The 13,020-nt window shown below is 48.2% G+C and carries 11 protein-coding genes; 3 read left to right on the top strand and 8 right to left on the bottom strand.

All coding sequences use genetic code 11. From position 1 onward, the window contains the following. Positions 1-8: 8 nt before the first annotated feature. The 3 genes from araG to RHD99_RS09540 all read right to left on the bottom strand — a co-directional run bounded on the left by araG (position 9) and on the right by RHD99_RS09540 (position 3,999). Positions 9-1,523, bottom strand: coding sequence for an L-arabinose ABC transporter ATP-binding protein AraG (gene araG, locus RHD99_RS09550; RefSeq protein ID WP_309878574.1), 1,515 nt, complete (start codon positions 1,521-1,523; stop codon positions 9-11). Between the two features lie 131 nt (positions 1,524-1,654). Then, positions 1,655-2,644 carry an arabinose ABC transporter substrate-binding protein gene (locus RHD99_RS09545; protein WP_183269621.1) on the bottom strand — a complete coding sequence of 330 codons (990 nt, stop codon included), beginning with the start codon at positions 2,642-2,644 and terminating at the stop codon, positions 1,655-1,657. Between the two features lie 848 nt (positions 2,645-3,492). After that, positions 3,493-3,999, bottom strand: coding sequence for a DUF2778 domain-containing protein (locus RHD99_RS09540; RefSeq protein ID WP_309878573.1), 507 nt, complete (start codon positions 3,997-3,999; stop codon positions 3,493-3,495). Between the two features lie 303 nt (positions 4,000-4,302). Here RHD99_RS09540 and RHD99_RS09535 point away from each other — a divergent pair, with 303 nt between their 5' ends. Continuing rightward, the gene (locus tag RHD99_RS09535) at positions 4,303-4,782 is read left to right on the top strand and encodes an Hcp family type VI secretion system effector (RefSeq protein ID WP_309878572.1); all 480 of its coding nucleotides are present in this window, start codon (positions 4,303-4,305) and stop codon (positions 4,780-4,782) included. Between the two features lie 123 nt (positions 4,783-4,905). On the opposite strand, the gene RHD99_RS09530 is transcribed toward RHD99_RS09535, so the two are convergent. The 4 genes from RHD99_RS09530 to RHD99_RS09515 are packed head-to-tail and all read right to left on the bottom strand — an operon-like array spanning position 4,906 to position 9,860. Further along, positions 4,906-5,463, bottom strand: coding sequence for a DJ-1 family glyoxalase III (locus RHD99_RS09530; RefSeq protein ID WP_309878571.1), 558 nt, complete (start codon positions 5,461-5,463; stop codon positions 4,906-4,908). Between the two features lie 45 nt (positions 5,464-5,508). After that, positions 5,509-6,714 carry a glycoside hydrolase family 88 protein gene (locus tag RHD99_RS09525; RefSeq protein ID WP_309878570.1) on the bottom strand — a complete coding sequence of 402 codons (1,206 nt, stop codon included), beginning with the start codon at positions 6,712-6,714 and terminating at the stop codon, positions 5,509-5,511. Positions 6,715-6,730: 16 nt separating this feature from the next. After that, the gene (locus RHD99_RS09520; RefSeq protein ID WP_309878569.1) at positions 6,731-8,008 is read right to left on the bottom strand and encodes an oligosaccharide MFS transporter; all 1,278 of its coding nucleotides are present in this window, start codon (positions 8,006-8,008) and stop codon (positions 6,731-6,733) included. 19 nt (positions 8,009-8,027) lie between these two features. Beyond that, the gene (locus RHD99_RS09515) at positions 8,028-9,860 is read right to left on the bottom strand and encodes a DUF2264 domain-containing protein (RefSeq protein WP_309878568.1); all 1,833 of its coding nucleotides are present in this window, start codon (positions 9,858-9,860) and stop codon (positions 8,028-8,030) included. Positions 9,861-10,088: 228 nt separating this feature from the next. Here RHD99_RS09515 and RHD99_RS09510 point away from each other — a divergent pair, with 228 nt between their 5' ends. Both RHD99_RS09510 and RHD99_RS09505 read left to right on the top strand, forming a co-directional pair. Next, a complete protein-coding gene (locus RHD99_RS09510) occupies positions 10,089-10,955 on the top strand; it encodes an AraC family transcriptional regulator (protein ID WP_309878567.1) in 867 nt (288 codons plus the stop codon). Positions 10,956-11,327: 372 nt separating this feature from the next. Further along, on the top strand, positions 11,328-11,831 hold the full coding sequence (locus RHD99_RS09505; protein WP_183269627.1) for a non-heme ferritin-like protein: 504 nt from the start codon (positions 11,328-11,330) through the stop codon (positions 11,829-11,831). A 44-nt stretch (positions 11,832-11,875) separates the two neighbouring features. Here the strand turns inward: RHD99_RS09505 and RHD99_RS09500 are convergent, their stop codons facing one another. Continuing rightward, on the bottom strand, positions 11,876-13,012 hold the full coding sequence (locus RHD99_RS09500) for an alginate lyase family protein (RefSeq protein ID WP_309878565.1): 1,137 nt from the start codon (positions 13,010-13,012) through the stop codon (positions 11,876-11,878). Between the last annotated feature and the right edge of the window lie 8 nt (positions 13,013-13,020).

The following is a 13,020-nucleotide window of genomic DNA, read 5'->3' as shown; positions in this document are numbered from 1 at the left end:
CTCCTTACTCATGCAGCAGATGCGCTGGTTTTAGGCATCGCGAGACTCAGTGCTTGCTGTTCATTGGCTTCGCCATGGTGCAATTCACCGGCTATTTCCCCTTCGCGCATCACAATGATGCGATCGGCAAGTCCTAACACTTCAGGCAAATCGCTTGATGCAAACAGCACTGCTACACCTTGTTCAGCCAGGGCATAAATGACGTTATAGATTTCGTGTTTAGCACCAACGTCGATGCCGCGTGTAGGCTCATCAAGCAAAATCACTTTCATCTCCTCTGACAGCCAGCGTCCTAAAATCGCTTTTTGCTGGTTACCGCCGGAAAGATTCATGATCAGTTGTTCCGCTGAAGGGGTTTTGATATTCAGGGAACGAATGTGTGACGCCGCGTTATCCGCTTCCCAGCGGTTATTAATCAGGCAACCTGCACTGATATGCTTGCGCCGCGCACTGATGTTGATATTGTCGCGCACCGAGTGCACCGGAATGATGCCATCCGCTTTACGGTCTTCCGGGCACAGCATCATGCCAGCACGAATCGCGTCGGCGGGTTTGTTGATGTTTATCACCTCGCCATCAATCTGCACGCTGCCGTCAGTGATGCGCGTGCCGCCAAACATCCCCTTCATTAATTCACTTCGCCCAGCGCCCACCAGACCAAACAACCCAACGATTTCACCACGGCGGACCGTAAGCGAAATGGGAGTGCGTACACCAGGGGCTTTTACGTCCACAAGTCGCAAGCGCTCAGCGCCATGCTCACGCGGTTTCCAGCCGTAAATATCACCCAGATCGCGCCCGACCATCGCCTGCACCAGCGAGTCATGATTGACCTGCTCCATATCATCAAACGTGCGTACGTAACGCCCATCTTTGAACACGGTAATCGCGTCGCTGAGGGCGAAAATTTCTTCCATACGATGCGAAACGTAGAGAATGACACGGCCTTCGGCACGCAATTCACGAATCACGCGGAACAAGTTGTCGATTTCACGGCGCGACAGAGAACTGGTCGGCTCATCGAAGGCGATCACTTTTGCATTGCGCGCCAGTGCCTTGGCGATTTCCACCATCTGCCACTGGCCGATGGACAAATATTTGAGCGGTGTGGTCGGGTCAATATCCAGCCCAAGATGCTCAAGCTGCAATTTCGCTTCGTAATTCAATAGCGAACGGTTCACAAAACCGGCTTTATGCGGCAGTTGCCCGAGGTAAATATTTTCGGCGACCGACATTTCCGGTATCAGGTGGAGTTCCTGATAAATAATCGCCACGCCAGCATTGAGTGCGGCGGGCGTATCGGCAAAAGTGACCTCTTCGCCACGCAGGACGATGCTGCCTTCACTCGGCGCGTAGTTCCCGCTGAGGATCTTCAGAAGCGTTGATTTTCCTGCGCCATTCTCCCCCATCAGAGCGTGAACTTGCCCGGCATAGCAGTCGAAACTGATGTCCTGTAAAGCTTTCACGCCGGGGAAGGTTTTGCCTATACCACGAAAAGAGAGATACGGAGTGTGCTGTTGCATGATTGACCCTTTGCTTTACCCAGGGTTGAACGACTGACCACCGGAGGGTGGATGGCACTAACATTTATCCACTCTACGGTTCGGGCTTGTAGAGTGGATAAACACAGTGTCATCCACCGCATTTCCGGGGATTACTTACCGCCGAGGCCTTTTTTCGCCAGCTCTTCTTTAAAGTTGTCACGCGTGATCAGCACCACGTCGGTCACTTCGGTGAATTTCGGTGGTTCAGCGCCTTTCGTCACCCAGTTGTAGAGCATTTCGCTGCTCTTATAACCGTGAACGTCCGGGCTTGGCAGCAGCGAGCCGTAGAAACCGGTCGCCTGAGCTTTCGACAGTTCGCTTACCGCATCAACACCGTTGATACCGACGCCAATCACATCCGGCGCTTTAAAGCCCTGCCCTTCTGTGGCGCGCACGCCGCCCAGTACGGTGTTGTCATTCATGCCGACAATCAGCCAGTGTTTCACTTCTGGATGTTGTACCAGCATTGAGTTTGCTGCATCGAATGCCCCAGGGATGTCGTTAGATTTGGTCGGCACTTTATAGATTTGTTTTTCCGGGAAACCGGCGGCTTTCAGGGCGTCCATCGAGCCAGAAGTGCGGCGACGTGCCGTGTCGAGCTCATCCGCTGTAATCGCCATGACCGCTGACTCTTTCACGTCCCAGCCACGTTTTTGCATCTCTTTGTACAGTTCTTGCCCCTGACGTTCACCGATTTTGGTTGCTGCCATCATCACTAACGGCACGGTTTCCATCGGCGCACCTTTGGCGGTCACGAATTGGTCATCCACGGCAATCACTTTCATGTCGTAGCTTTTTGCTTTAGCAACAATCGCGGAGCCGAGTTTCGGATCTGGGGTGCAAATCACAAAGCCTTTCGCGCCACTGGCGGCCAGGCTGTCGATGGCGTTCAGCGTTTTCTCACCATCTGGAACCGCAATCTTAATCACTTCAAAACCGAGATCTTTCCCCGCTTTATCGGCAAACTTCCACTCGGTCTGGAACCACGGTTCTTCTGGCTGTTTAACCAGAAAACCGAGCTTCATGGTTTCTGCAATAGCGGATTGTGACATAACCGCAGCGATGCCAAGGGCCGCCAGCGCTTTAGTAAATTTGTGCATGTGTACTCCAGCTCGATTTTATTATCTGTAGGGTAAGGTTTAGTTAAAACAAGCCATTAGCCGTGTGGGCTTTTACTTTCTGGGCTGAAGTAGTTGTAGCGGGAAATTAATAATCCATAGGAGAGCCGAATCACACAGCAGAAATACAGTAAAACCGTGCATGTATTCAGCTATTAAAGACATAAAAACCGAAAGATATGTAGGACAAATAGCCGAGAGGTTAGCTGATTTATCCATAAAAAAAGCAGATGCCGTACAACGTTTTACCCGGCACCAAAACAGACCGGGTGATCACCGCTGGGTTGAGTGATCTTTTTGGCTCCCCATTCCAGATCAATCCTTAGCGTCTGGATAAATGAGAAGATGTTGGGATAATATTCAGGAACTTGATAATAAGAACAATACAACTGGAGGTAACAGTGTCTATTACAAAGAACCCCGAGATTAAAATAAAATCTCTTAACTGTTTCTGTTTTTCAAAATGTTCAAGACCAGAATCAACTGAGTAGCCGCCGAGGCTTCGCAAAAAACACTCAATCAATTCTTTGGTGAAAATGATTACATCTGATAAAGCAAATCCGCCAAGGAAGAGATAGAACACACAAAAATAAATCGAACCAAACTTAAATGTACTTTCTGCTGATTTCAGGATGTATTTTATGAGTAGCCAAAAAAGCAATATTTGGCAAACAACTGACAGAGCTAAATCCAGACACCGACTAAAAATTACATTCATTTCCGGAAATATACTCAAAAAATTCATATCTAACTCTAACATCACAAAAGTAATGAATAAAGGAATCGGGGACAACAAAACCCATATGAAATTATGAACCCAATAATATTTATTACACACGAGAAATCCCTATCACATTAATTTCGCCATAAGCTACAACGCCAGAATGACCAACGACCCGTTGCGATGTATTTAGTAAAGCCTCCCTTAGCGTATTGAAGTCAACCTGATTATAAAAAGTTATGCAGCCATCAGACCCCCCTGTTCCATCGGGTCTTAATGGATGTAATCTAAAGTTTCCTCGTTGAAAGAGATCAACAAATGTATAATCATCCATCACGCTATCTTGTTTGAACAATGCAAACCATTTGTCATAATCATTCCCGGTTCTAAACTCTTTTTCTAATTGCCTGATTCTTGAATATACTCCACCTTTAGGTCTATCGACTATCCAATATTTACCTAATGGGATCGGCCCATTTTTCCTGCGAGAAAATTCGAGCACATCTTTAAAAGCATCAAGTCCGGAGAAAACAGGGAACATACCTACACCAGCACATTTCAACCTTAATGCTCCATCTGGCTCTCGGTCATTATAATTTAACTCACACGCTATCATTTATTTTCCACTTTTTATTGCAACGACATCCAATATATCTCTTCTAACTATTGATGAAGTAAATACCACAAACAAATTCAGTTAAAAAACATATACAACCCACTATTAATACTGATTCCCACATTACATAAAACAAGGTAATAAAAATTGACTTTTAGTCATAAAAAGCGCAAAAAAAATCATAGACCACATATGAAAGTAGAAATATCATCAATGCAAAATGAAACCACAATTATAATTCACAACTGATACTAATCTCGTCGTATGCCACATGCTGGAATAAGAATAAACCACGGAGAATATATGGCAAATTTAACTTACCTGAAATTAAATGGAAAGAATCAGGGATTGATCTCGGCAGGCTGTTCTTCACTTGATTCGATCGGCAATAGAGCACAGATTGCTCACCTGGATCAAATTATGGTATATGAATTAAATCATCGCTTAACACGTATCGATAACGTGAATCATCAAATGTTGACAATAAAAAAACCAATTGATAAATCCTCACCACTATTGGGTAAAGCAATCACCGACAACGAAACATTAACCTGCGAGTTTTCAATGTATAGGGTCAATCAATTTGGAATCAATGAGTTATATTATACTATTAAACTCACTGAAGCTCACATATGTGACTTACATATCAATACTCCCCATGTAATTAATGACAACAAAGGATTACCTGAGGAAACAGTATCCTTTGTGTATGAGTCAATAAGTTGGGAACATTGTACTGCGGGGACAAGTAGTTATAGTTTATGGATGGACCGTATATTTTAAAAACTGTACAGAGTCTGAGGTAACTTCTGCAAAGTTTTTTAAATTAAGATCTATAGCTAAAATAATTCAAGTTACAGAAAGGCGGGTAAAGCCTTGCGCTTTCCCGCCAGTGTTCTGGGCCTGTTACCAAGGATAATAAATATGATCCGCGTGGTCACGTGCTGGGGCTTCATCACCTTCCAGTCGAGCTGCCACGGTCAGGGCAAAATCAAATACTTTACCCAGTCCTCTGCCGCTAATCAGGTTACCGTCTTCAACCACGTCGGCGTCGACATATTCCCCGTCGGTGACCTGCTGCCATAAATCACCGGAACAGACATAACGGCGGCCTTTCAGCAAACCATTACCGCCCAGTACGCGCGCCGCTGCGGAACAAATTGGGCAGATGAATTTGCCCAGTTCGTCATGACGGCGCACGAAGGCAATCACACTCTCACTGCCCGCCAAAAAGACGCTGCCTGCCGGGCCGCCTGGCAATACCACCGCATCAAAGGTTTCATCAAAACATTCACTTAAGGCGGCATCCGCAACCATCGGAATGTCATGGTAACTGACCACTGCACGGGTATCCACGCATGACAGTGTGCGCACTTCAATTTTCAGGCGACGTAAAATATCAATAGTGACAATGGCTTCCCCTTCTTCAAAACCAGGGGCCAACAGGACTGCAACGGTTTTCATCTCGACTCTCCATGTTGCCCCCGCATGACCGCGGGGGCGAAATATTTACCAGTAAAGATTCCATACCTGGCGCACGCGTGTCAGTGCTTCAAGGTAGAAATAGTCTCCCCAGCTACAGCATTCATCAACGCCTTTGCCGCTAGCCATGTGATAAACCGAGTGTTTCAGCAGCCCCTCACACGCTTCGTCGTCACGCGCCAGATAGTTATCGGTCAGTGACTCGATGATACGCAGCGCCATCTCTTCGTAATGGGCGCGATGCTCGTCTTGCACTGGCAACGCTTTAATCAGCTCAAGCAAACCACACGCCGTAATCGCCGCAGCAGAGCTATCGCGAACCGCGTCGGTCCCCAGCAACGCCAGATCCCAGTGACAAACATCATCTTCTGGCAAACGGTTGATGAAGTAGTGGGCAAGCTTACGGCTCAACTCCACCATGCTCTTGTCGCCGGTATACAGGTAGCTCAGCATGAAGCCATAAATGCCCCACGCCTGCCCACGCGACCAGCACGAGCTGTCACTGAAACCCTGGTGTGTATTGCCAAAGCGTGGTTCGCCGGTATTCACATCCATATAGAAGGTGTGGAAGGTGGACGCATCCGGACGGACGATATACTTCGCAGCCTGCTGTGAGTGCGCCGTTGCCGCTTCCGCATAACGCGCATCACCGGTTTGCTGGCTTGCCCAATAAAGCAGCGGGAGGTTCATATTACAGTCAATAATCATCCGGCCCTGTTGTTCTGGATCATTCAAATCACCCCACGCCTGAATGATTTTGGCCACCGAATTGTAACGCTCCATTAATACGTCAGCCGCATGCAGCGCCGTTTGACGAGCTTCTTCATTGCCGGTTAAGCGCCAGGCATTAACGCAAGACAGCGTATACAGGAAGCCCAGGTCATGGGTCGCGGTATCGATACGGTTTTCGATGCGTTCAGCATACGAAGGCAGATAACGTTCGGCAGCCTGACGGTATTTATCATCCCCGGTCATCTCCCAGGCAAGCCACAGCTGGCCAGTCCAAAAACTGGTGGTCCACTCAACGTTATCGGAAGGCTGCCATTTTCCGCCTTCACAGTTTTCATTCGGGAATTTGTCACCGAATGCGACGATATTTTTATCCAGTTTTTTGGTGACGCTCTGTAAAGCAGCATCCAGTTTGCGATTCAATGCCAGACGGTCAACCTGGTGCAATTCAATCGGGCGCAGTGCCTCGGTCACGACTTTTTCAGTGACATTAATATGGGTCATAACTTCTCCTGACATTTTATTTAGCGGGTTCTACCGGAGCAGAATTTAAAGCGGGTTTAAGAAAGCTGGATTCATCGCGTTTTGACTGACAACGAGACAGTGTGAAAGCAGAGATGAACGTGAATACCAGGGCACAGCTTCCCATGATTAAGTAGGTGTTCCCGAAGCCAATTTTGTCGTACAGGTAGCCTGCTGGCGGCGCCACAACCACAGAGCCGACGTAGAGCATTGCCTGGTAACCCAGCAAATACATGGTGGCGTTGATTTTCTTATCGAAATGCTCCGCAATGTATTTGAATACCGAGATAAGCAGCAGTGAGATCTCAATACCGTATAACGGTTTGATAATCGAAATAACCAGTGGATCCGTTGCCAGGCCAGAAGCAATCAGGCGTGCGCCGACCACAATGCCGCAGAACAACAGGCCTTTTTTGGCGCCGTAATGGTTTACCAGCAGCGGGATGAACATCATCATCACAAATTCCGTGCCGGACTGTACGGTGCTCAGGTAACCGTACCAGGCATTACCCTGCTCTTTGGTTTCAAAGAATGAAACGAAATAGCGTGGGAATTGCTGTTCGGCGATAAACATCATCCATGCCACACCCGCGACATACAGGCTGAACATCCAGAACTTGCTGTTCTTCATCAGCATCAGCACATCGGTAAACACAATTTTGTTCGATGAAATGATGTTGTTATTACGCAGTTGCTCATCACCAATCTTGAGGCTAACCAACACCAGCAGCATCAGGACTGAAGTCGTACTACTGACGAGGAAGTTTGCCAGCGGCGTGTAGTTGAACAGTAAACCGGAAACCGAAGCAGCCATTGCCCAGCCAAGCGAGCCCCACATACGAATGCGGCCAAACTCAAGACCATACAGGCGGCTAAAGCGGTCAGCATAGGATTCGGACGCGGCCACACCGGCATACCACCCCAGGCTCAGGTAGATTGCACCAATGAAGATCCCCACCATGGTGTGAGAGAGTAATAACGGCTGATAGACGAAGGTAAAGAACGGAGCCATCAGTGCCGATACGGCGCAAACACCGTACAACAGCCACTTGCTCATGCCAATTTTGTCCATGATGTAGCCGTAGACGGGCTTCATCATGACGGCAAAGACACCGTTGATGGCAAAAACGCTACCGATGGTAATGCTGTCCAAACCGACTTTTTGGCTCAGCCACAGGGCATACAGCCCGAAGCTTGAAGACCAGGTAAAGAAGTAGAGAAAAATAAAGCTGCTCATTTTTATTTGAGCGGTACGCGTGAGTGACGACGTGTTCATTGATGTTTCTCCTGAATCATCACGGCAATTTATGTAACGTAATGTGCTTTTCATGACTGCCCATCACCACGCTGACCACACCCTCGCGGATCTCGGCTTGTGGGCATGAATGTGGGTCAAACGCGCTCGCATCACCCGCCCAAACGGCGCTGATCAGTATGTGCGTCCCGACAGTCAATTCACCGCGTAGCAACGGAATAGCGGCCCGTTCAGCAAACAACAGGTTGCTGTTTGGTGGTGTCACAACCTGCTCGCCGCGACGAGGTTGCGGGCTTAAGCAATAAACGGCGCTAATATCATCATGCGTTGTCACCTGACATACCGCCTGTGCTGCCTGGATCTGTGGCAGTGGACGGTTAGGCACACTAAACCCGCCTTCGACGGCATCCAGTTCACGCGCAGTTTTGAGGTGGTGGACGCGCACTTGCCAGTCGCCCAATGGCAACAACCAGGTGTCGATAGTCACATCACTCCACGGCTGCCAACGGCTGTAAATCATGCCCTCGGCGGTGGTGACGCTCTCGCAATCGCGACGTCCACGCCAGTAATCGTCTTTCTCCGAAAGCAGCAGCATCGAATCTGGCGCGGCATGATTAAGCCCGTAACGGCCACGTTCAATGGTGAAACCGTAGCGTGTGGAGTAGGCAAATTTGCAGTATTTGGCTTCGGTATTAACGAAGTTGTTCAGCTCAAGCTGCCCGGATGTCAGCATCCATAAATGGTTAGGCTGATGAACCAGAATTTGCGCAGCATGAGGAATGCTATGGTGCGCATCAAACGGTGGCAGCGGCAATTCTTGCGCCTGCCAGAATGCATCTTCTTCGCCTAACGCCATGACCAACATGATTTTAAGCCCCCAGTACGGAGAGCCTGGCGCATTGTAATCTTCAGCCATGATCAGGTTTGGATAGCTGTAACCGACACTCAGCACCCCATCTCTGTCGAACATCGGTTGTTGCAGCCACCAGCGCAAATGGCGCATCACAATGCCCTTCACCACGCCCGGCTCGAAGACTTCAAGCCCAGCAAACGCGGCTGCACTCCAGAATGCTGCCTGCGCGAAGCGATAGGTCATGCTGCGGCCAAAGGGAATGGCGGAACCATCGTCAGCAAAGAAATGGATAAAATCGGTGGCAAACAGAGCCGCACGTTCACGAAGTTTTTTGCAGCGCTCAGGGTCCACATCTGCCATTAATTTGGCGTAGATCAGCCCATAGAAATGGAAGCCCATCGAGATATAGTAATCGCGCGGACGCCCAGGACCGTCTGAATACCAGCCATCGCCAAGGTAATAGCGCTCCATCGCGGCAAAATGCGTTTCCAGCGCATCGGCATTGGTCGGCATGTCGCAATGATGAAAACCGACCTGCACCAGAATCGGGAAGAAATGCCAGTTGTTATCTGGAATCGCCTGGTTTTCACTTTGCTTTAACCACTGCCAAAGATGCTGCTTTTCTTGTTCATTGAAGTGCGCCAGCAGCGGTTTATGAGCGACCGCCAGCAACAAGCCGTAAGCGGCCATCTCCACAATGCGCTGGTCGCAAGGGTCAACTTCGCCCCAGTAATCCGCGTGTTCCGGGTTAGTGCCGTTTTTAATCGCCTGAATATAGAAAGAGAAATGCTCAGGCTCATGCCCACCCGCCAGTAATGGAGTGACACCCCACAGCAAACGCGAGAAGGTTTCCATATTGGCAATCTGCTGGCCGTAATGTGCTGTGAAATTTGCAAGGTCAACCCGACTGGCGTCTTTTTTAAAGAATGGCGAAACGGCATTCAATAACTCATTGACCAGTTTTTGGAGATCGCCCCTGCTTTCCAGGCGATTGTTTAGTGTGATGTTTTTAGGTTGCAAGATACCCTCCCGTCAAACACGAGAATTTTGTAAGTTATTGTTATCCATATTTTCTAAGCGCTAATACTTCGCGTTGATGCACAGAGTAGTCGCTTTTAATCCCGACTCAGAGTGAGCCACATCACAAAAATAAACCGCCATTTCAATTTTGCTGGCATTTTCTTTTTAGCGAGTGAATAAATTACAAATGATGGCGTAAAAACTTAAATCTATTGTCCTGGAGGGGAAATGAGTGAAGCACAATTAATGGAGCGAATTACGCTCGATAGCCAGGTTATCTCATTTCATCGTTTGCAGGCATCCAGCGCACAGTATTACCACTGGCACCAGTGTGTTGAATTTCTCTATATTTCAAAAGGATATGGAATTGTTGTAGTGGATAATCAGCATTACACCGCGCGACCGGGCCGACTGTTCATCTTCCCGCCATTCCGCTTACACAAAGTGCATGTCGAGGCCAGTGACAAAAATCAGTATCACCGTACCGCCATGCACATCGAGCATTCATCGGTGATCGGCATTCTGCAAGCTTTCCCGCGCCAGCAGGCGCAGTTTTCAGCCCTCGCCGCCAGTCATGTTCCCGCTCAGATTTATGATTTGAGCGAGCAGGCAGAATTTATGGAGGTGATCCTCAGTAAGTTCGACAAACTGGACCAGACAGCCCACTCAACGGCCAGTGAGGTTGCATTGATGGTGATGCAGATAATGGCCTTCCTGCCCGCACAGCCGCAGGAATTTATCCCGCAACAACAAACGGTTTCATCACGCATCATGCAATGGGTGGAGAATAATTACAGCGGCAAATTTTCACTGGATGAACTGGCACAGTCTGTCGGCTTATCGCGTAGCTACACTTCACGTATTTTCCGCCAGCAGACCGGGGGCAGCATTCATGAATATTTGTTAACCCGGCGCCTCAAGAAAAGTTGCGACCTGTTGCGCACTTCCCCGTTAAGCATTGACGCCATCGCACAAGAAGTGGGGTTTATTGAGGTCACGTATTTCATAACCTGTTTCAAGAAGATGATGAACCAGACCCCGTTGCAGTACAGAAAGCAGTCGCGAGCGAAATTATCCGATGAGTTGAAAATATGATCTAACACAATAAAGTATCTATTTGATATTTTGCTATTACGAGACCAATCACAATTCTCGTCATTATATTTAATTGTCCATATTTATAATTCCGGCATGAAAGTTATTTTTTGTTTTGTTTTTTATTATTTCATAGTGAATCACTTTGAAAATTAGAGTTAAAACAGCAAAATTAACAATTCCATAGATAACCCAAAAGAGGTATTATTTTTATTAATGCATTCATGACGCTGCCCGATGAAAATATAATGAATGCGATGCTGTTGTTTTATCTGATAATTATAGAAAACCCTTTCCTTCACCGTTATTGGAATTCTGGCACGGCTTTTATTCCAGGCTTAACTGATGTGTCACGTCAAAAAGGAAAATATTATGACCAATTCCGGAATGGTCCAAAGACTTAACTTACAGATAAACCGTGATTTTTGTTCCTCTAACCTTTATTTGCGACTCAGCGCCTGGTGCTCAGAAAAGAGTTTAACCGGCACCGCGAATTTCTTAAGGGGCCAGGCACAAAGTAATGTGACGCAAATGATGCGCGTATTTAATTTCATGAAGCAAGCAGGTGGCACCCCCATTGTTGGCGCAATTGATACTCAACACTGTGAATGCAACTCTTTAGAAATGCTGTTTGAACAAACACTGGAGGATCATCGCCAACGTTGCGTTACCCTATCGAAACTCACCGCTGAAGCGACCGACCTGAAAGATTACCCTACACTCACCTTCCTTAAAACAGTCGATCGGGAGCAACAAGAAGAAGGCGTGTTGCTGACGACTATTCTCGACGAAGTACGTAGCGCCCATAAAGCCGGCCTGTGTATGACCCAGACCGATGAGCATTTAACGAATCTCGTCAATCATCAGCAACATTAAGCCCCTTAGGGTCGGGCGTGCCCGACCTCTGTTTAAGCGTTGTTCTACGCACACCACATCAGTTGTTCACGCATACTCAAGGTATTTTCCGGGAAGCTGGTCAGCACCGTTTTATAGCGTGTCGCCTCTTTTGGAAGCCCTCGTATCGATTGCAACAAAATACGCAAAGCGCTATCCCAGACGATGCCTTGTAAATCGCTATACGGCCATAAATCTGGGTCGGCGATAAACGGCATCAGATAATCGATACCGAGTTTCACACTTCGCCCATCCTGCACCGCATTCCAGCGATCAAACTCGACATGTTCTGCGTAGCGATTTAACAACAAATGCGCTTCGAGGTTAAACAAGGAATAGTGGAACGGCACCGGGCGTTCCAGTTCCATGGTCTGTTTACCTTCCTGGTCGATTTGCGCCGCCATACGTTGCGTTATCCCCTGCTGGATAATGCGCGCGACCAACCCTTTATCACCATAAAACAGGGCATTAGCCGCACGCTGCGCGTCATACCAGGTGCCGTGGTTGTTATGCCAGACATATTCAGAGTGACCGACATCGCTGTAATACATCCAGTGGTTAAAGTCCCTGAACCACTGGTGCAAACCGATAATGTCGTCGGTGTCCAGTACACCTGCCCCGCTAATCAAACCCACCGTATCAATCACCATCCATAACAGACGTGTATCAATAAGCCCCGTACCACGGCCAGAAACAATGCCAGGAATGGCCTGACCGTAGTTCAGGTGCGGATTCATGCGCGTCTGTTCATCAAGGAACCAGCACTTGATTTGTTCCGCCGCAGCCTGAGCATATTTACGCTCACCGGTAAAATACCAGGCAAGGCCTAATGTCAGGCTACGTTCACACATGCGAATAATGCGCGTGGTGTCGGTATCGTTATTTTGACATTGCGGGTTGGTATGCCCGTCGCGGCGAATATAGGGCAGGCCGTTTGGCCTGCGCGGGTTAGGCCACCAGTATGTTCCCAGGCTGTAGTAATCATGCGGATCACCACTCACCGGGCGCAATTTTTTATGCACCACGCTTTCTGTGGGCTGGCCACGGAGTTTATCCGCCTCGCTGACCAGTTGCCCCAGCGCCAGTTGTAAAGGAGAAAAAGGCTGCTGTAAGCCACGGCGGGCATTTTCAAGACACGCCACATCGAGAGTATACAACTTCATTTATTGCT

Origin of the sequence: Buttiauxella selenatireducens (assembly GCF_031432975.1) — a bacterium.
GTDB lineage: Bacteria > Pseudomonadota > Gammaproteobacteria > Enterobacterales > Enterobacteriaceae > Buttiauxella > Buttiauxella selenatireducens.
Note: the sequence above shows the minus strand (reverse complement) of the source record. Positions and strands in the feature narration are given on the sequence as shown.